The following is a 25,787-nucleotide window of genomic DNA, read 5'->3' as shown; positions in this document are numbered from 1 at the left end:
TCCTGTTATCGCCCCCATTTTCTCAGATCTATCGGAGCGACAACTATTTTGACACTGGGGGACGGCAACGGTTGCTGGACCAGGAGGCCACGGAGGTCGATACATACGATCCTTATTCGAACCCTACCGGCGATCCTGATGAAACAGCCGACGAAAGAAATAGCAAAGTTGATGACATCAATGTTGACTTGGCATATTCGGCTGGTTCTCCACTACTCGTTGGCGAGCCTCGGTTCGGCTGCAACAGCCTTTCTATCGAAAAAAAGGCAAGGAGCCGTGGGTGGGGAGAAGTGTTCTTTGGCAGTTATAGGATTTTACTCGAGCGCCTTGAGGAGGCGCTGAATACACCAATCGAGAATGGGCCCCTATCGAGAATGATAGGAGTTGACCCGGGTGCATGGCAAGCCCACCATGCGCCGGCATTGAAACCACTGTCAAAAGACGAACTCATGAGGGCAATGCTTGGGAATTTCTTTCCCGTGCATGCGATGGGCTACAACTGGCTTCAATCGAATTATGAATCGGCGCTGTCGATACGCAAGCGCATAGAGAAGCTCATCGAAAATTATAAAGATTACGGTTTCGAATGCGAAAAAGTCATCATCATCACTCATTCAATGGGAGGTCTTGTAGCACGTGCGTTGGCTCATCCTGAAATGGCGAACATGAGTGACAAAATTCTAGGGGTTGTCCACGGAGTACTTCCCGCCATCGGTGCGCCGGCAGCCTACAAGAGAATGAGATGTGGATTTGAAGAGAAGAAGGCCGGCCTCGACCCGGTCCCAAAAATCATAGGCAATAAGGGAAGTGAGGTAACTGCCGTACTAGGTAATTCGCCTGGCGGTTTGCAACTGTTGCCCAGCAAGGCCTATGGAAACGGATGGTTGATAGTGCGTCACAATGGTATCCAGTACGATAGTTTTCCAAAGCACGGCGATCCATATGAAGAAATCTACAAATTGCGAGATCGCTGGTACGGGTTAATTCGTGAAGAATGGTTAAATCCCGCGAGGTCGCCTGATGCGACATTTTTGCGTTTTTGCGGCTTCGTCGATGATGCGCGCGACTTCCACGACAAGCTGGGACAGTATTACCATCCGCGAACCTACGTTCATTACGGAGCCGACAACTCGCAACCGTCCTGGGAATCGGTTGTCTGGGAGATTCACCGTGATTACACCGGCCGCCATTGGCACGACTTGAAAATCGTGAAGGATGACAAGAAGGGTGAGCTAGAGGCTGTAGAACAACTGGAAGGCGGCCGCAAACTCCATACAAAAATACGTCTAGGACCTTCATCTGGCGCAGGAGATCAAACAGTGCCGCTTCGCTCGGCAGAGCACCAGCTGTTGAGCGCGAACGTAAAAGGAGTCTTTCGTCAGACAGGCTACGAACATCAAGAGAGCTACAAGAACGAGCGCGCTTTAGATAGCACCTTGTATTGCGTGGTGCGGATCGCCGCAAGAATGTGGTGGTCCAAATGAGGCCAGGTAAGAGGGCCCTGCTAGCAGTACTTTTTACTGCGGCTGCACTTGGGCTTCATATCATAGCAAACAAAGGACGTGCCATGGACCAGGATTCGAACAATCGACTTGTTACTCTCTTCAAGACTACGCGAATCGTTTGTGTCGGCAGGTTCGTTTTGGAGATTCCAATGGAGTCTGAAGTGATATACGGCCCTGCGAGACTGCCATACATAATCGAAAGATGGCCTGGGTACGGCGAGAAGTTGGATGAAATGATCAACAGTCGGCTCTCAGAGATTGAAGAAGATCGTGCTCGTGCGAGAGGCCCATTGCTGAAGAGTGACTCAATGTTTGGTAAAGTAATTAGCGGTTCCGTCGCAGACCAACAGATCATTTTCGGCGCCGCAAAGTCAATTGGCTCGTTTTACGAAATTGAATCGATTCAAAGGGTCGGAGAAGACCTTTTCATCCAAAGGACTACGTCATACGGAGATGCGTATCGCGATGCGGTCGTGCAGCTCAAAAACATAGCGCCACTTTTGCGTGCTAGGTCATCAGACGCTGTGCCAGCGGAACCGGGAATCTGCCTTGATGGAGCCTTCATCGTAGAACCCTCATCACCCATTTATGAGGCGGTAACGTTGGGTGTTCGCTTGCACCAATTTCCTGACGTCCATTTCTCGATAGAGTTGATCACCAAAGATAGGAAAGTCGAAGGCGATTCGCTAGAAGCGCGTTCCGCAGCTGCGGAAGAAGATGCAAGGCAGTCCGGTGCTGGAGGCTGGTACGACCGGGTTCGGGTAATTCGTCGAGGAGAACGAAAGATCGGCAATTGGATTGGATCGGAGTATCTGGCTAGAAAGCCAAGAATTAATCAGGTGATGGAGTCGCATGAATTCGCATTCTTTTCGCATGGAGAGCCCGGCAATCATATGGTCCCGTCAGTCGAGATTGAGCTTGATACGGGGGTAAAGGGCAATAAGGCGAGCGGTATGAGATCGAGCATATCTGACCAAGAGGCACTTTACCTCTGGGACAGGATTACGTCCTCCATAAGGCCATGGGCCATCGGTAAGCCGCGAAAATAGGCGCCACCGCCGCCAGTGAGCCCCACGGTCTCCGCTTCCAGTGTACTTGCTCCGCATGGCTGGTAATCCTGCGCGATCTTCGTTGCGAGGCCGTGGTGATCACCGGGCCGAAGACGTAGCGCCGGGCAAAGCACTCCACGCCGGTGAATTGCCGATTGACCGACTTCGGCGGTAACGCCATGTCGAGCAGATCGCTAAGCCCCGCGATGCGCTTCGATGAACTTGGTGTGCACATCCGGCTCGCCCGCAAGGCGCGGCTAAATGCCCGATATAAACGTGCTGCGCTTGTGTGCGCGCTCAGCTTTCCGTCATAACGGTCCAACCAGCTCGTAGGTGACGAGCTCACGTTCAAGGAGCTCACCGTGTGGACCGAGCTTAAGCCAAATAGGGTGCAATATCTCCAGACAGGCTACGAACATCAGAATAGCTACAAGGATGTCCGGGCCCTACACTCGACGTTGTTCAGCATCGCCAAGATTGCTGCTCAAATGCGATGGGAGGGCACGTGAGCAGAATCGGTTTGCGGACCCAACTTCTTGCGTGCGCTACCGCAATGGTGGCTGGTATTGGCTGCGGAAAGTTAACGGAGCGAAGAATGAACAATGATTCGAATCGGCTCATTTCAACAACGGAAGACGTCAGGCCAACTTGCATTGGACGTTTCATTGTCGATGTTCCGAAGAATGCGGAGATAGTCTTCGGGCCAGCTCGCTTGCCTGTTGAGATTTGGAGGAAGGCGGGTGAAGGCAATAATTTCGACGCTTCGATCAAGAGCGCGGTGGCTGAGAGCGAGTCGAGAAGATGGCTTGCTTACGGGCCGTTAAAGGAAAAAGGTTCGCTGGTTGGGACGATAAGAGAAGGCTTCTCTCCAAACCAGAAAATAGTCTTTGGTGTAGGCCGGGGCGACGGTGCTTTTTACAATGTGCAGTCGTTGATAAAGCTAGGCTCGGATCTTTACGTGCAAGAGTACGAAGCCTTTGGCGAAGGAGACGAGTTCCTGGACGATGTCGACGACGCCAGGCAAGTCGCCAAGCGCCTTCGCCCGCGTGCGGAAGACGAAATACCGAGCGAACCCGGCGTGTGTATTGATGGCGCTTTCCTTGCTGATCCGCCTCACAAATACATGGTGGAAGCGGTCTCAATCGGGATACGCCTGAAGGAGTTCGCAGATGTCCATATCTCTATTGAGATGACCAAAAAGGACATATACATCGATTCGGATGCACTCGAACCGCGATTGAAGGCTGCAGAAAGGGATGCAGTCGCAAATGGGAATGGGGAGTGGCATAGCCGCATCAAGTTTTTGAGCAGAGGGCCGAGGAAGGTGGATAACTGGGATGGCTTCGAAGTCGGAGCCCGGATGCCCGCACAAAAGACCGGAGACGAACATCACGAATTTGGATACGTGAGCCAAGGGGAACCAAAGAACCCTCTGCTGCCAGTGTTGGATATTCAGATGCAGACCGGAGTTAAAGACAACGTGATTGGCGGCGTTAGAGCCAGCATCTCTGATCGCGAGGCCCTTTACCTATGGGAGAAGGTGTTGAGCTCCATTAGACCCAGGCCAACGAGCTAGTTCATCAATAAGCGAAATATTTGTCCAGAGCCCGTCATTCTGTTCGGTCAGATGAAGGCATTGAACTGATCATCCTCGGCCGGCCGCGGCAATAGTCGCGGAACCTTGTAATAGAGTTCGCGAATGAACTCCGACCGTGCGTGTGAATAGTGGCAGCGACGGTGGCAGTTTGGGCACAATGCTACGGAATTTTCCACCGTATCTTCGCCTCCAGCAGCCAGTGGCACCACGTGATGCACTTCCAGGTATGGAACCCCAGGCTGAACCTCGAAAGGCGCGACTGAGTGACAGCCTTCGCAATATGGTCCGGCATGCTTTAGTACCCAAGCCTTAACTGCTGGACTACGCTCAAATACAGTGACTTGAGATATAGACTGCTTAGGCGTCGAATTCCCCGGCGGCGCATCCACCAGCGGCTGCGAAAGCATGACGGCAACGCGTTCATCCAACGTTCTCGGATCGGAGGTTGCAGCCCACGGCATGTTCCCGCTATGTCTCTCAATTGCGGCAATCAAGACTGGCTTCACGCGACTGCCTACCTGCCCTTTGGGCAAATAGCCAGGAATGAACGGGAGCCTTAGCTCCATCATGACTGCCGAAATATTTTGCATGCGCATCTCGACGGAGCCAGGCGAGCGGGAGGACAGTTCGTTTTCGCGAAGGGCCTTGTTGAAATGCGCCTTCACATACTTAGCCCCGTTAAGTTCTTGCCGGAGCATTTCCAGATAGGCGACCACGGCAGCTTCCAGCTCGAACGAAGACCAATCGTCAGTCTTTACCTCGCTCGGACCTGTCGCCATAAAGTTGGTTGCATGCCTATTGATTAGATGCAACCAAGTTTAGCACGGCAAATACCGCCAGTTGGTTAGTTGAGCCTGCTATTTATAAACGGCGAAGACGGTGGTGCCGCAGGTAGAAATTACAGCCGAAGCCGTATAACGGTGGCAATCATGACCTTGCGAACGTCGCGACGTTCAATGAGTTTTAGATTTGCGTCACTGTTTTGGAAGCATGAGTTGAGCGTTTCAAATTTGAGTAATTGCCCCGAACGTTCAAAATTCGGCAACAGATTCAATGGCTTACTGAACTCGTAAAGCGAGCTGACGGAACACCTCTTCGAGCTCTAAGCTCCTTGCACTACAAAGGAGTATTCATGTCAAACGAACGAATTCAATGGCTCTTGAAAGTGCTGCAACCAGAGAAGGCGCTGGCCTCATTGCCTGGCATTGCTGCGCTCACCGAAGACAGTCTCGCCGCACTCATCGGCATTGATCCGGAGCTTTACCGATCAGAGCTCAATACGATGCGCCAAAACGCGAAGGAAGCCGCCGCCGCGCTGCTTGATGAACCAGGCATGGCCAAGCTGGTCGACCAACTCCCGCTGCGCAAGGGTGCGCAAATCATTGTCTTCGGTGACAGCCTGACCGCCGATCCCCAGGCCTGGGCTGTGATCCTGGCGGAAATGCTCGCTGCGTGCCGGCCCAATGACGCCTTGACAGTGATGATCAGCGCGGTCCCGGGCGAAACGACAGCGCATGGGCTGGTGCGGCTTGGCGAATCACTCGTGGGTCAGCCCGATTGGCTGATTTTCTTCATGGGCACCAACGACGCCCGAACGCAGGGGCCTAAGCCGACCAAAACGATCGTCAGCCACGAAGAGACCGCGCGCAACCTCGTCGAAATGCGCAGCCGCGCCATAGGCGAATGCAAGGCACAGCGCCTGTGGATCACGCCGCCTGCGGTCAACGAAGAACAAGTGGCTGCGCACTGGGGCCTGTCACGCTTCGGCGTCCGCTTACGCAATGAAGACGTGGCGCAGGTCGCGAAACATGTGCGCATCCTTGGCGACCCCGTGATCGACCTCTTCTCAGCCTTGGGTGCTCTGCCAGCGCCGGAAATGTTGATGGACGACGGCCTCCACCTTTCACTTGAGGGGCAAAAGCGCATCGCCCGTGAAGTGGTCCGCGGCTGGAGCGTACTATGACCACGAAGCATCTCGTGACAGGCGCAACTGGAAACATCGGCTCACTGGTCACCCACCGCCTGATTGAACGCGGCATCCGGCCTTGCATCTTTGTCCGCGACGAAGCGAGGGCGCGCGCGCTGTTTGGCGACGCTGTCGATATACGCGTTGGAGACCTGGGTGCAAGCCAGCGGTCTTTAGCCGCCGCCTTTGCGGGAATTGACACGCTCTTTCTCCTCAACAGCGGCCCCGACCTTGCCGCCCGCGACCGCGTGGCAGCGCTTGCCGCCAAAAAAGCCGGCGTCAGTCACTTGGTCAAACTCTCCACACTGGACGTCCTGTCTGGCGTCGGTACGGGGCCTTGGCATGCCCTGAGTGAAACGGCGGTGCAGGAGAGCGGACTCGATTACACGTTCATCAGGCCCGCAGGTTTCATGAGCAATGCGCTGTATTGGGCGGAAGCGATCCAGACCGAGCGCATCCTGCGGTCCTCGACCGGCAAGGGCAAAATCGCCTTCATCCACCCGGCCGACATCGCAGATATCGCCGTCCATGCCATGACTACGCGCGATCTTCGTCGCCAAGCCGTGGTGATCACCGGGCCGAAAGCATTGAGCTATGCCGAGATGGCGGAAATGATCGGTGCCGCAATTGGAAGGCGCATTCGATACGTTCCCATCAGTGACGATGAAGCGAGCTTCGGTAGCGATGCCTATGCGGAAGCGATGACCGATATCTGGCGGGCGATCAGGGAAGGGCGCGTAACCACGACGACGGACGCGGTTCAACGCATCCTCGGGCGAGCACCGCGTTCTTTCGAAGAATGGGTGGCCGAGAACGTCACTGAGTTCGCAGCGCCCGGCAAGTCTCGAGGTAGGAGAGCGCAGTCTTGACGGTCTCCGCTTTCGTCTCTTCGAGCGGGATATGAGGAGGCCACTCGGCCAAACCATGCACCAGCGACTCAATGAGACCAGAAAGCACAAAGAGCATCCGCCTTGTTTCATCGTCGGCGGGAACGGCGACTTGTTCAAAAATCTCGCACAGCGCTGAGCGAAACTCCGCCGGGCCTTCCGGCACCAGGGCCGTGATGAGTTGATGCAGCTGCGGGTCGGAGGAATGGACATTGACCAGCCCTTCTACAAGTGCGCGAGTGAAGTCTTCAAGCGACCCGGATGCGTTTTCCGCTATCGCCTGCGTAATGGCTGCGCGCACTTCATTCACATGGCGTTCGTGAAGCGCCCGGTAGATTGCCTGCTTGTCAGGGAAATATTGATAGAGCGAGCCGATGCTAAAACCCGCAACCTCGCTGATGCGATTGGTCGTGACACCATCAGGACCATGGCGCTTGAGCACAACCGTGACGGCGTCGAGCATCGTATTCACGGTTTGCCTTGACCTTTGCTGCCTGGGCTCGCGTCGGACTTTGTGATCGGTGGTGCTTTTCATCGCGGGTGAATTATCTGGGGGAAGCTTCATGAATTCGAAATACTACAAGAGGCGAGGTGTTGCATGCGACGGCAATTGTCATCATCCACGATAGGGTAGGCCAATCAAGCAGCCATCAACTTAAAAGTAATAGTTAAGGTTGACTAAGAGAAGGTTTAAAAATTAATATCTTGTCGATAAAGTCCGACAAGAAAGAATGACACGATATTGGTGGGTAAACCATAAACAAACTTCGCGCGAAGAGATCGGCGGGGGATATCTATGGTCGCCCAAACTGAAGCGCGATGGCTCGTCGAATCGCTTCTACGACAATATGAGGCGTGCTGAGCCTGGTGACTTTGTACTCTCTTATGCAGATGGTCAAATTTCACACATTGGCCAAGTTTGCGATTTCGCCTTTAGTCGAATCAAGCCAGACGAGTTTGGGACTGCTGGGGACGCCTGGGACAATGAAGGTTGGATGCTTCCAATTTTATGGCGCCCATTGACCCCCAAGATCAGTCCGAAAGCATCGTTCGAACGAACGCGAACACTATTTCCTTCAAAGTACTCGCCATTGAACTTGAAGACCGGTCATGGCAATCAGGCGGTTTATCTTGCAGAGATAAGTGAAGAACTTTTCGTTGAACTAATTCGGCCCGAACAAATCAATCTTGACGCACTGTTCGGACATGCCAGCTTTGCGGTATAGAACGGGCTACAAACAACGTTAACGGATGAACAGGTTCAAGAGAAGATCAGAGCCGACATCACTCTCTCAAGTACTGAGAAGAAGCAGCAGATCAATGCGCGTTGCGGTCAGGGGGCGTTTCGCGAAAACGTGATGCGCTTTGAGAGCAGCTGTCGACTAACCGGAATTTCTTCACCACAGTTCCTGATCGCCAGCCACATCAAGCCTTGGCGATCTTGCGTCAACGGCAACGAGCGTCTTGACGGGAATAACGGCCTCCTACTGTCGCCAAACGTTGATCTCTTGTTTGATCGAGGCCTCATCGGCTTTATGGAGGACGGCAGTGTAATCGTATCGTCGCATGTGGATTCGTCGTAAGCGTCCGTTCAATACCGTATTGAATGAAGCGCCTACTTCCCTGATGATGTGAACACACCGCTGGGAAGCGGCGTGTAGTTAATTGGAAGGTGCGAGCTGCGCCGCGCAGTTCCAAGGCAGGAACTCGTTAACGCGGTTGACGGGGTGGTCGGCGATGTGGGCCAGCACATAGCGCAGCCAAGCTTCGGGGTCGACACCGTTTAGCTTGGCCGTGCCGATCAGCGCATAGATGGCGGCTGCGCGTTCGCCGCCGCTGTCTGCACCGGCAAACAGGTAGTTGCGGCGACCCAGGGCAACGCCGCGCAGGGCGCGCTCTGCGGCCGAGTTGTCGATCTCGATCTGGCCATCATCGCAATAGCGGGTCAGCGCTGGCCACAGCTTGAGCGAGTACGTGATGGCAGCGGCCGTGTCGGACTTGTTCGACAAGGTGGTGAGCGTGGCGCGCAGCCAGCGTTCAAGATCGTCCAGCAAGGGGCGTGCGCGCAGCAATCGAGCGTCGCGCCGCAGATCCGGTGGCTGGCCCTGGATCTCGGCTTCAATGGCATAGAGCGCGCCGATACGCCGCAACGCCTCGGTGGTCACGGTCGATGGCCGTGCCACATGCAGGTCATGGAATTTGCGTCGCGCGTGCGCCCAGCACGCGGCTTCGCGTACCTGGCCGCTGTCGAAGATGGCATCGAAGCCGGCATACGCATCGGCCTGAAGGATGCCTTTAAATTGGGCCAGGTGGGTTTGCGGGTGGATGCCTTTGCGATCTGGGCTATAGGCAAACCAGACAGCCGGCGGCACCGCCGATGCGCTGGCACGATCATCGCGCACATAGGTCCACAGGCGTGCCGTGCGCGTTGTACCGTTTCCAGGTGCAAGCACCGGAATTGGGGTGTCATCAGCATGCAGCTTGGTGGCGGCAAATACGTGGCACCGAACCGCATCAACCAAGGGGCGCAGCAAGCTGCTAGCGGCGCCAACCCAATTGGCCAGCAGCGAACGATCCAACTCGATGCCTTCGCGCGCATAGATCACGCTCTGGCGATACAGCGGCAGGTGGTCAGCGTACTTTGCCACCAGCACGTGAGCCAGCAGGCCAGGGCCAGCAATCCCTCGTTGCACCGGCCGACTTGGCGCAGGTGCCTGCACGATGACGTCGCAGCAGCTGCAGGCCAGCTTCGGACGCACGTGGCGGACCACGCGGAAGCTGGCTGGCACATATTCCAACTGCTCCGATACATCCTCGCCAAGGTGGCGCAAGCCGCCGCCGCATGCCGGGCAGGCATCTACCTCCGGGGTATGCACGCATTCATCGCGTGGCAGATGATCTGGCAACGGCTTGCGCGCCGCCTTGCGGCGCGCTGGCGGGTTGGACTCTGGTTCGGCCTCTTCGGCGGCGCCCGTTTCAGCCTCCAGGTCTTCCAACTTCAACTCCAGCTGCTCGATCTGGCGTTCCAACTTTTCGGAACGGCGGCCAAACTGCATGCGCTGCAGTTTGGCGATCAACAGCTTTAGGTGTTCAATCTCTGCCGCGCGGGTGTCGAGCTGCGCCGTCAGGCGCTGCACTTGCTCGTCGCGCGCCAACAGCATTGCCTTCAGGGCGGCAATGTCGTCAGGGAGATCGGTGGCGGTCAGCATGCGTCTCAGTTTACGAGAATGCTGTCATGTTTACAAGGCCGACTGTGGGCGCCAAGTTCGCTCGGGCCGGCGCCAGTCAATGCCTTCCAGTAGCATCGACAACTGCGCCTGCGTCAGTGCCACACTGCCGCTGCTGGCCTGTGGCCAGATGAAGCGGCCATGCTCAAGCCGTTTGGCCAACAGGCACAAGCCGTCGCCGGTCCACCACAACAATTTGATCAAATCACCGCGCCGGCCACGGAACACAAACACGTGGCCGCTAAATGGATCTTCCGCCAGCGCGGTCTCTACCTTCGCAGCCAGGCCGTTGAATCCGCTGCGCATGTCGGTGGTGCCGGCCGCCAGCCAGACTTTGGTTCCCGCCGGTAGGCCGATCATCGCAGCACCCGATCCAGTATTTGCGCCAACGTAGAGGGATCTGCTTGACCGTCAATGCGCAATCTCACACGCCCAATCTCCAGCGTGATGGCACCGGTGTTGGGCTGTTCCGGCACTGGCGCTGTTGTTGGCGCCGCCAACATCACCGGCAGCAACGCAGCCTCCTGCGTTGACCCATCGGGCACCGGCAGTTCCGCCTCGAACAACTTGCGCCAACTGAATACCTGGTTTGCGTTCACGCCGTGTTCGCGCGCTATGCGAGCGACCGAGGCGCCAGGCTCCAAGGTCAACGCGACGAGCCTGCGCTTAAACTCCAGGGAGTGGCGCCGGTAATTACCTCTCGGCGCGCGCTGAATGACTGGTTGAAAATTCGTGTCCATAATCAAATTTGTGGGCACAACTGCTGTGCCAAAATTCAATCATGGCTGGGACCTGCTAGACGGTCCAGACGGTGGTGACTGTACGCTTACGATTCGTCAGACATTTCCCGACTTGGACTGGAGCACGCGATCAACCAGGCACGTGCTCCCTTCCGCGCTGCGCAGCTTCCGTATCTCGACTATCATCGCAAAAATGTGTTCTTGCCTTAGGACGCAGGGACGTCGCAATCGTTGAACATTTTTCGGAAGAGTCCGTCATGGCGGGGGAAGGCCACACGTTGCCTCCGCAGACATGCGGCCGACGGCCGCAATTTTCAATGCTCCAGTATCCCCACTGACCTTTTCAGAAGCATAAGCAGCCATCGACTTGCAAGTGTTTGATGAATCAGGTCTTAGATTGTCTTGATTTCCACCTAACTTAGTTCAGCTTGCCGCTGGCCATTGCTATAGCGTCTGGATGAGGATCCACAGATGTCGTATCATGGCCCCTATGAATCCTATAAAACGTCTAAAAAAAGTCTTTTTGACGACATCTAAAGTGCAGCCATCAGGTCGACTTGCTCTTGGCCCGGCCGCGCTCGCGAATTTGGGTGTCGACGTGGGAGACGAACTCGAAGTCTATTTTGATCCTGACGCCGAGGCGGTTGTGATAACTGCTAAGTCCCATTTCCCAAACGCTCGTCCTAATAACAAGGAAAATCCATGATCCGTTCTATCCACCCATTTCCAGCTCGCATGGCACCAGAGCTTGCGTTGGCCTCGTTAGCCTCTCTGCCTGCTGGCAGTGTGGTGCTGGACCCGATGTCAGGCTCGGGGACCGTTATGCGCCAAGCTGCGGAATTGGGGCTCAAACCCATTGGATTCGACATGGATCCCTTAGCGGTTCTTATGGCGCGGGCTTGGACCACAAGGGTTGACGATGCATTGGTCGAACAAGTGGGACAGCAGATCATCGACCAGGCCCGCCTCATGAAGGCAAAAGATGTTCGCTTACCTTGGATTGATAAGAGTGAGGAAACAAAAGAATTTGTGAAATATTGGTTCGGGTTGCGGCAAAGAACCCCTTTGCGGAAGCTAGCGCATGTCCTGTCCGAATATTCATCACTTGATCTTCCGGCGGAAAATCATGCAGCCGCGGATCTAGTCAGAATCGCATTGAGCCGCATCATTGTGACGAAAGAGCAGGCTGCATCGCTTGCTCGCGATACTTCTCATAGCCGCCCACACAAGGTTGCCGACGAATCAAATTATGATGTCTTTGATGGGCTGGCGCGATCGCTAAAACAAGTCAGGAAGCGAATGCTTGAAAATCCACCAGCTGGTCGTGCATCCGTTGAATTGGGCGATGCTCGCGCACTCTCTGGTCTCGCGGATGCGTCCGTCGACGCAGTTCTTACGTCGCCACCATATCTCAATGCAATTGATTATTTGCGCGGGCACAGGATGTCATTGGTTTGGCTTGGTCACCCCGTTGAGAAGCTGCGAAATATTCGATCAAATTCAATCGGCGCTGAACGCGCCCCTGATCGCCCAGGGCGCAACGAGCAACTTGATGCCATTCGAACTGCAATGTGTGACGTGACCAGCTTGCCGCCCCGATTTAGGCCAATGATCGACAGATATTCACAGGACCTCTATCAGATGCTGTCGGAAATCTCCCGCGTTACCAGGCCCGGCGGGATTGCAACGTTTGTAGTTGGAAATTCTTGCTTAAAAGGTACATTTGTGCAAAATTCAGCAGGAGTTGCCATGGCGGCGTCAATACTTGGTTTCCGGGAGATAAATTCTTATGAGCGCGACTTGCCAGCAGGAAGTCGTTATTTACCGGTAACCCAAGAGGGTGCCTTAGGAAAGCGGATGAGAACAGAAACCATCCTTACATTTGAACGTACCAACTAAGCGACGGTGATACAGGCACGACGTGTTGACATTGCGCAGCTAGGCCCTCTACATGCTCGATTGTTAGAGGGCGATCCCATTGCGAGTGCGGATCTCATTGAAACGCTTTATCTGCCTTTAACATCTTATGCCCTGAAGAAACATCACCGGTTCGGTGTTGATCGTGACCGAGCGGCAGATCTCGCCCTGAACGTGCTGGTAAGCCTGATTGAGCGTCCCGAGCAATTTCAGGATGGGAGAGGTAATCTATTTGGTTACCTCTGTATGGCGTTGGACGGCGACGCGATAAATTGGGGACGAGATCTCAGAAATCGCGAACAAATATTTTCGATGCATGCTGTCGAAGTTCAAGAGATCGGCGGGAATACTTATGAAGTAGACCCGGGAATCAAGATGGATGCTATGGGTATCTTGGAGCGAAATTTCGACGAAATCGTGAGCGACCCGTCTGACGAGGCAGTTCTGAGTCTTATCCTTCAAGACGAACGAGACTACAGCGTCTATGCGAAGGCACTTCAACTTAATGATCTTTCGGTCAATGCTCAAACCGCCGAGATTAAGCGGCGAAAAGATCGAATTGAAAAGAGACTGAAACGGCTAAAGGGAAAATGATGAATTCAAAAATCACCGGATCCGAAGCAGTCCAAATCGAAGGCGCTGTTGTTCGACTTGCAAGCCGACCTGGGTTTCTGGCGCACGTTTTCTCGATCGCGTTCGCAGGAGATGTCTCGATGCAGAGAGTCGCCGAAGAGTTGAGGTGTCCTACAGAAATGGCACTTCGAGTATCTCTAATGCGGGCACCTCGAATTGAGCAAAAGACCTTTCGGAATGACGTCGAAAGAATTGTCGAAGAAACGAGCATTGATAAGACGAGGTTCTTGGCCATCGTTCGACAGGCCCAGAGTATTGAAGCCTTGGCCCAAACGAATAGTCAAATTCTTCTCGCGGCGCGTGACAGTCTGGCCCACTCAGACAGTGAGAAAGATGCGCCTTGAAAAAGCACTTTGACGCACAAGAAATCGCTTGCCAGATCTGGGCTCACGTCGGTTCGCCACCGGCGTTCCCCCGCGACTTAGCGCTGCCGGTTATGGAGGCATATCCTGTCGCGATTGTCGAATTGCCTCGGTTGAGCATTGCCGGAATTTCCGGCTGGTTAAGCGAGCGGGGACGCGAGGTTCTTGGCCAGAAGAGGGACCGGCCACTAAGTGCGGGCCTAATCGCACGAGGCGGGCACGGGCTCATTTTTCTGGACAGCTTACTCGCCGAAGATGAGCGGCGTTTTGCCATTGCTCATGAATTCGCACATTTTATTGTTCACTACCTCGGGCCTAGGCAAGCTGCGTTAGCGCATTTCGGTTCGGAAATTCTTCCTGTTCTCGACGGTAAGCGATTAGCTACCGCCGCAGAGCGTCTCGCAGGCGTACTACGCGGCTTGCAGATAGGAACTTTTGAAGACTATTTGGGACGAGGCGCCGAGGCGCGGCCTACTGATGCGATCGTAGCTATTGAAGAGCAAGCTGATCTGGTTGCACTTGAGCTATTGGCTCCGAAAAAGGATGTGAAGCGGATGCCACGTTCTGCCGAGCCTACACGGTATTTGATCGACCATTTTGGGTTGCCCTCATGGGCTGCTGCTGAATACGCCCGGACGATGAAGATTAAGGCAGTCCCCAAAAAATCGCTCGTAAGAGGTCTTGAGTTAGTCGTAAGAAAAAAAATTTCCTAACGCTGTCGAACTTTGCCGCACGGCGAGAACTTTAAGTAAACGAGCAAGGAGTTTTCCACATGAAAGTGCTAGATTCGCCGCTGTCTTCCGACGAGGATTTCACCCTGACATCGGACTCTCCACCGGAGTTCGAGATCACGGCCGACGTGTTCCAAAAAATGACCGGAGAAGATCTTCAATCCACGGTCGATATCTCACGTTGGAAAAAAGGCATCGAAGCGCTATGTGATTACAACAAGATCGAAGCCGAAGTAGCGGCGGCTGAGTCGACGTCGGCAGAGGTTCGACGCGCAATTCGTGAAATGATCTTTCCCGCTCTTAGGGAGGTCAAATCCAATCTGAAAGATGCTGGCGTCTGGAAACTCAGTGTGGAAGACATTGAACAGACTCAGCGCGATGTGCTGATGAATGGTCTGGTCGAAGGTTGCGACGGAAACGTGCATCTCTTCAATACTATGGCGCTCCAAATTGTCCAGATTGCAGTTGTAGGGGTTAGCTATCGTGCTCAGGAGGAGTCCTGGGCTCATCGAGTTTTTAAGCGAGACATTCGGATTACGCCCGAGGCGGACATCGTCGAGGAAACACTCAAGCTCTTGAAGTTGCGTTCCCCCGACGAGGACAACAATAAGCAGCGCAAGATCACATCCATGATGACGCGGGGCGTGATGACATATATGGAGCGGCAGATTCTAGCAACTGCATTGCGCGCACCGTGGCGCATCGGACATGGGCACCCGCTTCCTTATGAGTTGCTTACGGGATCCGGCAGCCACGACCTCATTAGGCTGAGTATTCCAGTTTTGCAAAGTCTGCTTGACCATCGCAAATTTATTTTTGTACCAAGCGATACCAACGAACTGCATTACAAGACAATCGGCGATGCACTTGAGCCGCGCGAATACGCAATTATTGATGACCTGTCGGAGTACGTGGGCAGGTTGAAGCGCGGCGGTTATCGCGGGGAGTGGCGCACCGTACTTGAAGATGGGCTTGAGCGATTTATGGACGATGCAGCCCAGCAGATTGTTGTGGGCGCTTACCGAGCATCTGAATTTTCACCTCCGCAGCTGTTTTATTCACACCGAGATTTTGTTCACGAAGCTGCTCGCATCGTCATTGCGGACAGCTCTTATCTTGATCATCGAGGTTTTCCAATGTTGATAGAAGTGGCTGACAACATGTGCCGCACCTACTTCGGCGCACAGTCAATTGAGCGACCAGCGTTGGCCGCCTTCGGGGCAACTGACGCGCCGTTCCGTCATTTGGCTGAACGAGCAACACGCGTTTGATCTAGTTGAAATGGAAAGGATCCAAAGCATGAGTATGACGTCCAATAGCACCGCAACGGGCAACCGTGAAACCTCTGTGCAGGACATTGTCAGGCCAGCTCCCGTGTCAGCTGCGCAAGTGTTGGCAGATGAGGCTGCCCACAACGGAGGTGCATTCGAAGCTGAGGGCGCTTATGCCGGTGCTTTTGGGCGAACTCTTTTCGATGACCGATCAAGCGAAGACGGGTCTTTAACAATTGTATTTCCGGCTGAGCGTATAGGAGATATTCCATCTCAGAGCCTCATGCACATCATCAGCCAACCGGATGGTCACGAGTACATCGCTACAGTAACAGCGGGGCCTTTCTGTGAACCAGACGGGCTGTCTGCAACTGCACCTCAGCTCGTCGTCACCGCAGTGCGTGGGCATCGGTCAATGCCACGGCATCATGGTCGGCTCCAGGCAACCATTATCGGCGAGAAGACCAGTAAGGGGATTATCCCGGCTCGGCTGCGCCCCCGCCCGAACTCGCCTGTTCACCTGGTCTCCAGTTCAGACGTGTCGTCCATCCTAAATTTGTCGGGCGAAATACGGCTGGGCTTATTGAATGGCCATGACGACGTTCAGATCTGTGTTGACTCGAAAAAGAAGAGCGTGTTGCCTCGTCATAGTGCTCACATCGGAACGACGGGTGGGGGGAAGAGTACGGGTGTTGGTCGAGCGATCTACGAATTTCAAAAGGCGGGGATCTGCGTCATTGTCTTTGATGTGGAGGGCGAATATACAGCACTCAACAAGGCTACCGACAACGCAGAAATGGGAGAGGTCCTCTCGCAGCGAGGGCTAAGGGAGGATGGAGTTGCAAATACGCATGTGTATCGATTGGTGGGCACCGCTGCAGCAAACGAAGGTCATCCCTCATCTCATGAATTTACCCTTCAGTTCGATCAGATTTCGCCCTTTGCGTTTGCAGAGATCATGGACCTCTCAGACCCGCAAAACGAGCGACTGATCCAGACATATGAAATTGCTAAGCAGCTGATGAGGGAGCTTGAAATCTTCCCCACTAAGGCTGATGAACGAGGTGTGCTTGACATCGACGAATTCGACTCAGGTTGGCCCCGTATGAAGCTAGAGGATCTTCGCTACCTTATTAGCGGGATCATTGCAATCGCCGAGCAAACTAGTGAGGGAGAGCCTCAGTTTCGCGCTTCTCAGTTTTATGGACACTGGGACAAGGCCAAGAAACGTATTTGCTCATATTTTGGTGGCGGTGAGGCAAGCCAGGAAACTGATAAAAAGAGTAAGGACAAACCGGAGAAGCTTCGGATCTCGCACCCAATTAGCTGGAAGGCGCTCATGGCCAAAATCAGTCGATTACAGCGTCTTCAAATCTTCGATCGTGGAACGCAACACGCCATTGACTATAAGACCATGCTTGCGGCGGGACGCGTGAACATAATTGATTTGTCCGACGTAGAGAATATGGACGTTCGCAATTTGGCGATTGCAGAGATGTTGCGCGGCTTTCTGGCACAGCAGCAAGTAGCTTATGACGCTGCAGTGAAGGCGGAGACAACTCCGTTGATGACTAATGTAATCATCGAAGAGGCTCATGAATTCCTGTCTGCGCGGCGGATTCAGAAGATGCCAACGCTGCGTGATCAATTAATGAAGATTGCGAAACGCGGACGTAAGCGCTATTTGGGGCTGACTTTTGTTACTCAGTCGCCGAACGATTTGCCTGATGATGTGCTCGGCCTCGTGAACAATTGGATTGTGTACAAAGTCGATGAAGCAACTATTCGTCGCCTTAAGAGCTATATCCCCAACTCTGATGACAGTTTGTGGGGGCTGGTGCGTAGTCTAGGACCCGGCCAGGCACTGGTCAGCTTTACGCACATGCGACGTCCAGTAATTGGGGCAATTGATCCGTCACCGGCTCAGCTTCTGATGACGGAATGATCACTTTTGTTTAGCCTGCTGTGGGAGGACTTGTTCTTGTGAGATTCTTACCTGCGGTAGCGAGTTAGCCGGCCCGATAGTTGGGCTGGTACTCCCTTATCACGTAAGGATATTCATTTGGACACTATTCGTGACACCCTGAGATTTCAGCGCGCCGGACAGTTCTTCTTGCTGACGGGTGATCTTACTGACGGTGCTGTTACTGACTTATTTGACGCGGCTATTCGAGAACAAAACCAACGAATCCCGGCCGCCGGCCCTCAAGGGGTACTGCACGGGCCTCTTGCGGCCAATGCAAACATTGAACGTCGAGATATCCGACGTGTAATAGCGCAGAAACAAATTGAAGGGCATGCAGTGGACCTTCGTGCCTCTCTGTTTGTTAGGTCCTATGCTCATGCACCTGTGTTTGCGCCCCGGTCCGGGCTAATAGAGTACACGTTTGCCTACCTTTTCGTAGTTGAGCTCAGCGTGCAACGAGGCGCAGATAGGAGGCAGTACTTATTTGTTCAGCGCGACGGTGCAATTGATCCCATGAAGCACGGGTTCAGCAATTTCACAGAGCAGATCGACTTCGCGGCATTTCTTCATCAATTCATTGACGATCAGCCAGGTACGCGCGCACCAACCCGAATTGAACGAATGGCCATGCGTATGATGGCATCAGCCCAAGGTGAGATACGGCAGAAGATAATCGATTCGTATGACGTGGCGGCGTCTACATCTAGCTTGGGATTACACCGGACGATTGCCGGAAATATGACAGTGACCAGGCAAGCGGGCGCTAAAAGCCAGCAGATGGATTTGTCACCGCACCGGCACCGTGTGCGCACTGGCGCATCCAGGATTTCGTATGAGGGTCTACTTACCTGGATCTCGACTTGTACAGTGGGGTTCTTTTCCTCAAGAAACGTAGTAACCGTTGCGTCGCCCTTTCTCGCTCAAATGGCGCAACCACTTCTTGATTTAGTCGACAAAGTACCGTCGAGTCTCTTCATAGAACGGCAACGGTTAAACTCAGCGACGCTGCGTTTTATGGCATCGACGGGCAAAGTTTGGGAGCCCGACGCGAGAAGGACACCGGCTGGATGGACGTTGGAGGAAATGATCGAGCACTTATCGGAACCAATGCGACTTGACCCCACCCCAAGAGATCGCTCTGGAAATGTGATCGCAATGAATCCGCTACCTAAGGAGGTTTTCTATTTTCCTGACCCACCACTTACGCATTTTGCAGGAAACGATCCTCTGAAGGTGCGTGTTACGACGCGAACATGTAAGGTCATCCTACCCAAGGGTGCTGGACGTTTCGCGTTGCAGAACGGTCAGGTTGATCCAACACCTCTTGATGAACTGCTAAATGAAACGATCACGTTTCGGGTCGTTTTCGAAAATGGGAGTGCGCTGTTTTGTTCTGAGGGCGCCTTCCGGTCAAGCAATCTGGAGCTAGCAACGAATCAGCTTACGAAGATTTTCCGTCCCGTTAATGCGCTGGCAAATGTTGAAACAGAGAAGGGAAACGTCGCGCAGCGAAGTCGTAGTTTCTCGCCATCGAGCGCATTCTTTGCAATCGAAAACGATGTTGCACTCAGCGCTCCCACATCAGTGCTTATTTGTGACGACTCTACAGACGAGTGGTGTGACTATCTGGAGCTCGATGCAATGCAGCCTCGGATGAGGTGGATTCACGCTAAGGTTCAGCGAGTCGAAACGCCTGCGAGTCGGGCGAGGCGAGCTCAGCAGGAGCGCGCTGGACAACCACTTTCAGACAAAGAGTATGGCCCCGTCTCGCTTTCTCGGTCCTTGAGCGCGTCTGACCTTCAGGAGGTAGTTGGACAAGCTACAAAGAACCTGTCGAGGCTGCGCATTTCCTCATCAGAAGCAACTTTTGATCAGCGATGCCAGCGTTGGCTGGTAGAGCACTGTTCTTTGCCAAGAGCGAGTTCTATTGCGCGAGTACGCCGGGGCGCGGTTGCCGACCTCAATGCTATGCGAACCATGTTTGACACGACCGCATCGGATCCAATGGCAGTATATGAGGTCGCCTTGGTAGTACCCAATTATTCGGCAGCCTATCTCACCGCCGAATTGGGAAATATCCGAGCTGGTACGGCCGGTCTCAGCACCATCCAGGCCTTCTGGCTCTTGAGCGGGTTTATGCACGCATGCTTGGAAATCGGGGCACGTCCTCTGATTTTCATGCAGCCATGAATCTCCGAAAAGACTCATCTTTTCATCGCGTCGATCCTACCTAGGGAGCTATATGCCGATGGTTTGCCCACTGCGTCGGAATTAATGGAGCTCAGAGCAGTTACGTTTTTTCCATAGATACCGATGTAATTCAATCGTTAGGTTACAAGTTCACGGAAGGGGCGCTGTTTGCCTTGCGGTTACAGCGTCCCTCGTGGCTCTGCATTCGGCTGACGGAAATAGTTCAAAGAGAGGTCACTATGTTTTGCATGCGAGGAGATACTTCCATTTGTGGCAGGGAAGTGCCTACGGTTTTCTAGAAGATAGTATGGAAAAAAGAACAGGGGCCGATGGCCCCTGTTCTTTATCACTTGTTGTGACGATTTTTTTCACGGGAGTGACGATTTTTTCAATTATCGTGACTCCCTACACGATAAACTTTAGACGTCGATGTTACCTGCGCGCAGTGCATTGGTCTCAATGAAGTTCCGTCGCGGCTCCACATCATCCCCCATCAGCGTGGTGAAGATCTGGTCCGCGGCAATCGCGTCTTCGATCTGCACCTTCAGCAGGCGGCGGACGGTTGGGTCCATGGTGGTTTCCCACAGCTGCTCTGGATTCATCTCGCCCAGACCTTTGTAGCGCTGCTTGGAAACGGTGCGTTCCGCTTCGTCGCGCAGCCATTGCATGGCGTGGTGGAAGTCGACCACGGCGCTTTCCTTGGTACGCTCGCCTTCGCCGCGGCGGATCACGGCGCCTTCGCCGATCAGGCCGGTGAAGGTGGCGGCGGCGTCGGCCAGCACTTTGTAATCGGCGCCCTGCACGAAGTCGGCGTCGATCGAGGAGACCTTCACGTTACCATGGTGCAGGCGCTCGATGCGCAGGGTGTGCTTGTCGGTCATTTCGTCGGTGGTCACCACGACTTTCACAGCGCTGTCGTCGATGTTGGCCATCAGCGCTTCGGCGGACTTCTGTGCGGACTCGATGGTGCCCAGGTCCAGCGTTACGCCGGTCATGATGGCGGTCAGCGCGGCGCGGTCGATCACGCGGGTCAGGCGGGTCATGATCGCGTTGGCCATGTTGTAGGTGCGGGCCAGTTCGCCCAGCGCTTCGCCCTGGATGATGTCGGCGCCTTCGCGCGGGGTCAGGGCGGCGGTGTTCAGCGCTACATTCATCATGTAGCCGGCTTCTTCCAAGTCGTCCTTCAGGTAGCGCTCATCGCGGCCTGCCTTTACCTTGTACAGCGGCGGCTGGGCGATGTAGATGTGGCCACGCTCGACCAGCTGCGGCATCTGGCGGTAGAACAGCGTCAGCAGCAGGGTGCGGATGTGGGCGCCGTCGACGTCCGCGTCGGTCATGATGATGATGCGGTGGTAGCGCAGCTTTTCGATATTGAATTCGTCGGCGCCGATGCTGGTGCCCAGGGTGGCGATCAGGGTGGTGATCTGCTCGGACGACAGCATCTTTTCGAAGCGTGCCTTCTCCACGTTCAGCACCTTGCCGCGCAGCGGCAAAATGGCTTGGAACTTACGGTCGCGGCCCTGCTTGGCGGAGCCGCCTGCGGAGTCACCCTCGACGATGTACAGTTCGGACAGGGCTGGGTCTTTTTCCTGGCAGTCGGCCAGCTTGGCGCTCAGGCCCAGGCCGTCCATGATGCCTTTGCGGCGGGTCAGGTCGCGGGCCTTGCGCGCTGCTTCACGGGCGCGTGCTGCTTCCACGATCTTGCCGCAGATGATCTTGGCGTCGTTCGGCTTTTCCATCAGGAAGTCGGTCAGCGTCTTGGCGACGATTTCTTCCACTGGGCCGCGCACTTCGGAGGAGACCAGCTTGTCCTTGGTCTGGCTGGAGAACTTTGGCTCCGGCACTTTCACGGACAGCACGCAGGTCAGGCCTTCGCGCATGTCGTCGCCGCTGATTTCGACCTTGGCTTTCTTGGCGAAGTCGTTTTCGTCGATGTACTTGTTGATCACGCGGGTCATTGCCGCGCGCAGGCCGGTCAGGTGGGTGCCGCCGTCGCGTTGCGGAATGTTGTTGGTGAAGCAGAGTACTTGTTCGTTGAAGGCGTCGTTCCATTGCATGGAGACGTCGACCGAGATCGTGGTGCCCTGGTCGGACTGGCGTTCGCCGGTGGCCTGGAACACGGTCGGGTGCAGCACGGTCTTGGCTTTGTTGATGTATTCAACGAAGCCGCGGGTGCCGCCTTCGAATGCGAACACTTCTTCCTTGCCGGTACGCTGGTCGGTCAGCTTGATGTTGACGCCGTTGTTCAGGAAGGACAGTTCGCGGATACGCTTGGCCAGGATCTCGTAGTGGAATTCCACGTGGGTGAAGATCTCTTCGTCGGCCCAGAAGTGCACGTCGGTGCCGCGCTTGTCGGTTTCGCCGATCACTTTGATCGGGGAGGTCGCCACGCCGTCGATCATTTCGATCTCGCGGTTCTGGGCGACGCCTTTGACGAATTCCATCTGGTGGACTTTGCCGTCGCGGCGGATGGTCACGCGCAGCAGCTTGGACAGTGCGTTCACGCAGCTGACGCCCACGCCGTGCAGGCCGCCGGAGACTTTGTAGGCGTTCTGGTCGAACTTGCCGCCGGCGTGCAGCTCGGTCAGCACGATTTCGGCTGCGGAGCGTTTTGGCTCGTGCTTGTCGTCCATCTTCAGGCCGACGGGAATGCCGCGGCCGTTGTCGGTGATCGAGATCGAGTTGTCGCTGTGGATGGTGACGTGGATCTCGGAGCAGTGGCCGGCCAGGGCTTCGTCAATCGAGTTGTCCAGCACCTCGAATACCAGGTGGTGCAGGCCGGTGCCATCCGACGTGTCGCCGATGTACATGCCGGGACGCTTGCGGACTGCTTCCAGGCCTTCCAGGATCTGGATCGAGGAGGCGCCGTATTCTTCTGCTTTGGCCTTTGGTTGTTCGTTGTGGCTTTCGGACATGGACTGCTTTCTCTCTTAACGAATTTCTTTTTCTGCTCTTTTTTAAACCGGTAAACCGGTGTCAGACCCGTAGGGTCTGACACCATCTGTTCTACGGCCAGCGGCTCCGGCAGACCGGTGTCTGACCCTGCGGGTCAGACACCGCTTTACCGGTTTTAAATGCGCATCGGCATTACAACGTATTTGAAGTCTGCGTTCTCAGGAATCGAGATGAGCGCGGACGAGTTGCTATCGCCCAGCGCCACGTTCACCTGGTCGCACTTCAGGTTATTCAGCACGTCCAGCAGGTAGGTCACGTTGAAGCCGATGTCCACGCTGTCGCCGCCGTAGTCGATTTCCAGTTCTTCAACCGCTTCTTCCTGGTCCGCGTTGGTGGACGAGATCTTCAGCGAGCCTGGGGTGATGATGCAGCGCACGCCCTTGAACTTATCGCTGGTCATGATCGCGGCGCGCTGCAGGGAGCGCAGCAGCTCTTCGCGGCCAATGGTGAAGTTGTTGGTGTAGCCCTTCGGGATCACGCGGGTGTAGTCAGGGAACTTGCCTTCCACCAGCTTGGAGATCAGCTCGATGTCGGCGAAGGTCAGCTTGACCTGGCTCGCGGCGATGTCCAGCGAGACTGGTTCGTCGGTTTCTTCCAGCAGGCGTTGCAGTTCGATGATGGTCTTGCGTGGGATGATCACTTCTTCGCGGGCGAAGTTCTGGTCGGTCTCTACCTGGCAGAAGGCCAGGCGGTGGCCGTCGGTCGCTACGGCGATCACCTTGTTGCCGTCCAGGACCAGCAGCAGGCCGTTCAGGTAGTAGCGGATGTCCTGCTGCGCCATCGAGAAGTGCACCATGTTGAACAGGTGCTTCAGGGTTTTTTGCGGCAGCTGGAAGCTGGCGGTGAAGCTTTCGGCTTGCTGCACGGTCGGGAATTCTTCGGCGGCCAGGGTCTGCAGGGCGAAGCGCGATTTGCCGCTTTGGACGGTCAGGCGCTTGTTCAGCAGGGTCATGGTCACGTCGCCGGCTTCCGGCAGGGCGCGCAGGATGTCCAGCAGCTTACGTGCGGCGACCGTGGTGCCGGTGACGTCGGCACCCGAGCCGATGTCTGCGTGGGTCGTGATCTGGACTTCGGTGTCGGTGGAAAGGAACGAGACGCTTTCGCCTTCCTTGCGGATGAGGATATTGGCCAGAATCGGCATAGTGTGCCGACGCTCGACAATACCGCTCACAATCTGCAGTGGCCGGAGAAGCGTGTCTCGGGTGGTTTTGACCAGTTGCATAAATATCCTCAGTTAATGGGTTGGTACGTTGGTTCTTTTGTTAACTCGACAGTATAGCAGTCTGGGACCCGGTAAACCGGTGTCTGACCCATAGGGTCAGACACCATCTGATCTACGGCCAGCGGCCTTGGCATACTTGGTGTCTGACCCTGCGGGTCAGACAACGGTTTGCCGGTTTTAGCCCTTCAGCGTTTGTTCGAGAACGTGCAACTCATGATTGCACTCCGGGTTCTTGGTCCTGTCCATCGCAATCTTGCGCACTGCATGCAGCACGGTGGTGTGGTCGCGTCCTCCAAACAGTTCGCCGATTTCCGGCAGCGATTTCTGGGTTAGCTCCTTGGCCAGGTACATGGCGATCTGGCGTGGGCGGGCGATGTTGGCTGGGCGGCGCTTGGAATACATGTCCGCCACCTTGATGTTGAAGAAGTCCGCCACCGTTTTCTGGATGTTTTCCACAGAAATCTGGCGGTTTTGCACAGACAGCAGGTCCTTCAGCGCCTCTTTCACGATATCGATCGAAATATCCTTACCGTGGAAGCGCGAGTAAGCCAGGATCTTGCGCAGCGCACCTTCCAGCTCACGCACGTTGGAGCGCAGGTGCTTGGCTACGAAGAAGGCGACGTCGTCGTTCAGGGTCACGCCTTCGGACTTGGCTTTTTTCAGCAGAATGGCCACGCGCATTTCCAGTTCCGGCGGCTCGATCGCCACCGTCAGGCCGGAGTCGAAGCGCGAGATCAGGCGGTCGTCCATGCCGGTGATCTCTTTGGGATACGTGTCCGAGGTGATGATGATCTGCTTCTTGGCTGCGATCAGCGCTTCAAACGCGTAGAAGAATTCTTCCTGCGTGCGGGACTTCCCGCCGAAGAATTGAATATCATCGATCAGCAGCATGTCCAGCGAGTGGTAGTAGTGCTTGAAGTCGTCGAAACCCTTGCGTTGGTAAGCGGTCACTACGTCGCGAACATACTGTTCTGCGTGGATGTAGCGGATGCGGGCGCCTGGCTGGTCGGCCATTACCTGGTTGCCGATCGCGTGGATCAAGTGGGTCTTGCCCAGGCCTACGCCGCCGTAGAAGAACAGCGGGTTGTACGACACGCCAGGGTTGTTCGCTACCTGGATCGCGGCGGCGCGCGCCAGCTGGTTGGCCTTACCGGTCACGAAGGATTCGAAGGTCAGGTCCGGGTTGATGCGGCTGTTTTCGCGGGTTTTCGGGTTCTGGTATTCGGCGGCGGCGGTCGGGGCGGCGGCGGCGGCCGGGCTTTCCGGGCGCATGTCACTCAGCGGGCCGGAGACCACGGCCGGTGCGGCAGGCTTTTTCGGGGCGTGGGTGCGCGGGTCGAGGACGAACTGCACCTCGATGACGGTTTCCCAATACTGGCAGGCCAGGGCCGTGATGCGGCTCGCGAATTGGGTCTTTACCCAATCCAGCTTGAACCGGTTTGGCGCAGCAACACGCAGCTTGTTGTTCTCGAAATCGAGAGGCACAAGCGGCTTAATCCAGGCACTGAATTGTTGCGGCGTCAGCTCAAGTTCCAGTTGCTGGGAACAGGACTGCCAGAAATTTTCCAT

20 protein-coding genes and 1 pseudogene are annotated in these 25,787 nt (G+C 55.2%); 13 read left to right on the top strand and 8 right to left on the bottom strand.

All coding sequences use genetic code 11. From position 1 onward, the window contains the following. The first annotated feature begins 71 nt into the window (after positions 1–71). The 3 genes from ACN9MU_RS00105 (at position 72) to ACN9MU_RS00095 (ending at position 4,130) form a co-directional block, all read left to right on the top strand. The gene (locus ACN9MU_RS00105) at positions 72–1,484 is read left to right on the top strand and encodes an esterase/lipase family protein (RefSeq protein ID WP_426343942.1); all 1,413 of its coding nucleotides are present in this window, start codon (positions 72–74) and stop codon (positions 1,482–1,484) included. A gap of 254 nt (positions 1,485–1,738) precedes the next feature. Then, positions 1,739–2,554: a T6SS immunity protein Tli4 family protein gene (locus ACN9MU_RS00100; RefSeq protein WP_426337669.1), complete on the top strand. Its 816-nt coding sequence runs from the start codon at positions 1,739–1,741 to the stop codon at positions 2,552–2,554. Positions 2,555–3,149: 595 nt separating this feature from the next. Next, positions 3,150–4,130, top strand: coding sequence for a T6SS immunity protein Tli4 family protein (locus ACN9MU_RS00095; protein WP_426336652.1), 981 nt, complete (start codon positions 3,150–3,152; stop codon positions 4,128–4,130). A gap of 47 nt (positions 4,131–4,177) precedes the next feature. On the opposite strand, the gene ACN9MU_RS00090 is transcribed toward ACN9MU_RS00095, so the two are convergent. Then, positions 4,178–4,867: an HNH endonuclease gene (locus ACN9MU_RS00090; RefSeq protein WP_426343941.1), complete on the bottom strand. Its 690-nt coding sequence runs from the start codon at positions 4,865–4,867 to the stop codon at positions 4,178–4,180. A gap of 416 nt (positions 4,868–5,283) precedes the next feature. On the opposite strand from ACN9MU_RS00090, the gene ACN9MU_RS00085 reads away from it, so the two are divergent. Together ACN9MU_RS00085 and ACN9MU_RS00080 are read left to right on the top strand one after the other, a co-directional pair. After that, positions 5,284–6,114 (top strand): SGNH/GDSL hydrolase family protein, encoded by an 831-nt coding sequence (locus ACN9MU_RS00085; protein WP_426343940.1) that lies wholly within the window; start codon positions 5,284–5,286, stop codon positions 6,112–6,114. Next, on the top strand, positions 6,111–6,986 hold the full coding sequence (locus tag ACN9MU_RS00080) for an NAD(P)H-binding protein (protein ID WP_426343939.1): 876 nt from the start codon (positions 6,111–6,113) through the stop codon (positions 6,984–6,986). Before ACN9MU_RS00085 ends, ACN9MU_RS00080 begins: the two co-directional genes overlap by 4 nt. On the opposite strand, the gene ACN9MU_RS00075 is transcribed toward ACN9MU_RS00080, so the two are convergent. Continuing rightward, positions 6,934–7,467: a TetR/AcrR family transcriptional regulator gene (locus ACN9MU_RS00075; protein WP_426344912.1), complete on the bottom strand. Its 534-nt coding sequence runs from the start codon at positions 7,465–7,467 to the stop codon at positions 6,934–6,936. The two genes, ACN9MU_RS00080 and ACN9MU_RS00075, sit on opposite strands and share 53 nt — an antisense overlap. A gap of 268 nt (positions 7,468–7,735) precedes the next feature. On the opposite strand from ACN9MU_RS00075, the gene ACN9MU_RS00070 reads away from it, so the two are divergent. Together ACN9MU_RS00070 and ACN9MU_RS00065 are read left to right on the top strand one after the other, a co-directional pair. Then, positions 7,736–8,230 carry a hypothetical protein gene (locus ACN9MU_RS00070; protein WP_426343938.1) on the top strand — a complete coding sequence of 165 codons (495 nt, stop codon included), beginning with the start codon at positions 7,736–7,738 and terminating at the stop codon, positions 8,228–8,230. Between the two features lie 132 nt (positions 8,231–8,362). After that, positions 8,363–8,587: an HNH endonuclease gene (locus ACN9MU_RS00065; protein WP_426343937.1), complete on the top strand. Its 225-nt coding sequence runs from the start codon at positions 8,363–8,365 to the stop codon at positions 8,585–8,587. Between the two features lie 78 nt (positions 8,588–8,665). Here the strand turns inward: ACN9MU_RS00065 and tnpC are convergent, their stop codons facing one another. The 3 genes and pseudogenes from tnpC to tnpA all read right to left on the bottom strand — a co-directional run. Beyond that, positions 8,666–10,213: an IS66 family transposase gene (tnpC, locus tag ACN9MU_RS00060; RefSeq protein ID WP_426317945.1), complete on the bottom strand. Its 1,548-nt coding sequence runs from the start codon at positions 10,211–10,213 to the stop codon at positions 8,666–8,668. A gap of 30 nt (positions 10,214–10,243) precedes the next feature. After that, on the bottom strand, positions 10,244–10,591 hold the full coding sequence (gene tnpB, locus ACN9MU_RS00055) for an IS66 family insertion sequence element accessory protein TnpB (RefSeq protein ID WP_426317946.1): 348 nt from the start codon (positions 10,589–10,591) through the stop codon (positions 10,244–10,246). Next, a pseudogene (gene tnpA / locus ACN9MU_RS00050) lies at positions 10,588–10,887 on the bottom strand (IS66-like element accessory protein TnpA); the annotation flags it as partial. The gene tnpB and the pseudogene tnpA, both read right to left, overlap by 4 nt. 786 nt (positions 10,888–11,673) lie before the next feature. Between tnpA and ACN9MU_RS00045 the strand changes: the two are divergent. The 6 genes from ACN9MU_RS00045 (at position 11,674) to ACN9MU_RS00020 (ending at position 20,041) form a co-directional block, all read left to right on the top strand. Continuing rightward, positions 11,674–12,870 (top strand): hypothetical protein, encoded by a 1,197-nt coding sequence (locus tag ACN9MU_RS00045; RefSeq protein WP_426343936.1) that lies wholly within the window; start codon positions 11,674–11,676, stop codon positions 12,868–12,870. Positions 12,871–12,930: 60 nt separating this feature from the next. Continuing rightward, complete coding sequence (locus ACN9MU_RS00040; protein WP_426343935.1) at positions 12,931–13,482, top strand: hypothetical protein; 552 nt, start codon at positions 12,931–12,933, stop codon at positions 13,480–13,482. A gap of 379 nt (positions 13,483–13,861) precedes the next feature. Next, positions 13,862–14,596, top strand: coding sequence for an ImmA/IrrE family metallo-endopeptidase (locus ACN9MU_RS00035; RefSeq protein ID WP_426343934.1), 735 nt, complete (start codon positions 13,862–13,864; stop codon positions 14,594–14,596). A 59-nt stretch (positions 14,597–14,655) separates the two neighbouring features. After that, positions 14,656–15,885, top strand: a complete 1,230-nt coding sequence (locus ACN9MU_RS00030; protein ID WP_426343933.1) for a hypothetical protein — start codon at positions 14,656–14,658, stop codon at positions 15,883–15,885. A 28-nt stretch (positions 15,886–15,913) separates the two neighbouring features. Further along, entirely contained in the window at positions 15,914–17,830 is a 1,917-nt protein-coding gene (locus ACN9MU_RS00025) for an ATP-binding protein (protein ID WP_426343932.1), read from the top strand. A gap of 117 nt (positions 17,831–17,947) precedes the next feature. Then, positions 17,948–20,041: a hypothetical protein gene (locus ACN9MU_RS00020; RefSeq protein ID WP_426343931.1), complete on the top strand. Its 2,094-nt coding sequence runs from the start codon at positions 17,948–17,950 to the stop codon at positions 20,039–20,041. Positions 20,042–20,460: 419 nt separating this feature from the next. Here ACN9MU_RS00020 and gyrB read toward each other — a convergent pair whose 3' ends face one another. The 3 genes from gyrB to dnaA form a co-directional block, all read right to left on the bottom strand. Further along, positions 20,461–22,956, bottom strand: a complete 2,496-nt coding sequence (gene gyrB / locus ACN9MU_RS00015) for a DNA topoisomerase (ATP-hydrolyzing) subunit B (RefSeq protein WP_426343930.1) — start codon at positions 22,954–22,956, stop codon at positions 20,461–20,463. A gap of 155 nt (positions 22,957–23,111) precedes the next feature. Then, complete coding sequence (dnaN, locus tag ACN9MU_RS00010; protein WP_426166308.1) at positions 23,112–24,218, bottom strand: DNA polymerase III subunit beta; 1,107 nt, start codon at positions 24,216–24,218, stop codon at positions 23,112–23,114. 177 nt (positions 24,219–24,395) lie between these two features. Beyond that, positions 24,396–25,787 carry a chromosomal replication initiator protein DnaA gene (gene dnaA, locus ACN9MU_RS00005; protein WP_426343929.1) on the bottom strand — a complete coding sequence of 464 codons (1,392 nt, stop codon included), beginning with the start codon at positions 25,785–25,787 and terminating at the stop codon, positions 24,396–24,398.

Origin of the sequence: Pseudoduganella sp. R-32, from assembly GCF_049913245.1 — a bacterium.
Taxonomy (GTDB): domain Bacteria; phylum Pseudomonadota; class Gammaproteobacteria; order Burkholderiales; family Burkholderiaceae_D; genus Rugamonas.
The sequence above is the reverse complement of the archived record's forward strand: the minus strand, read 5'-3'. Positions and strand labels throughout refer to the sequence as shown.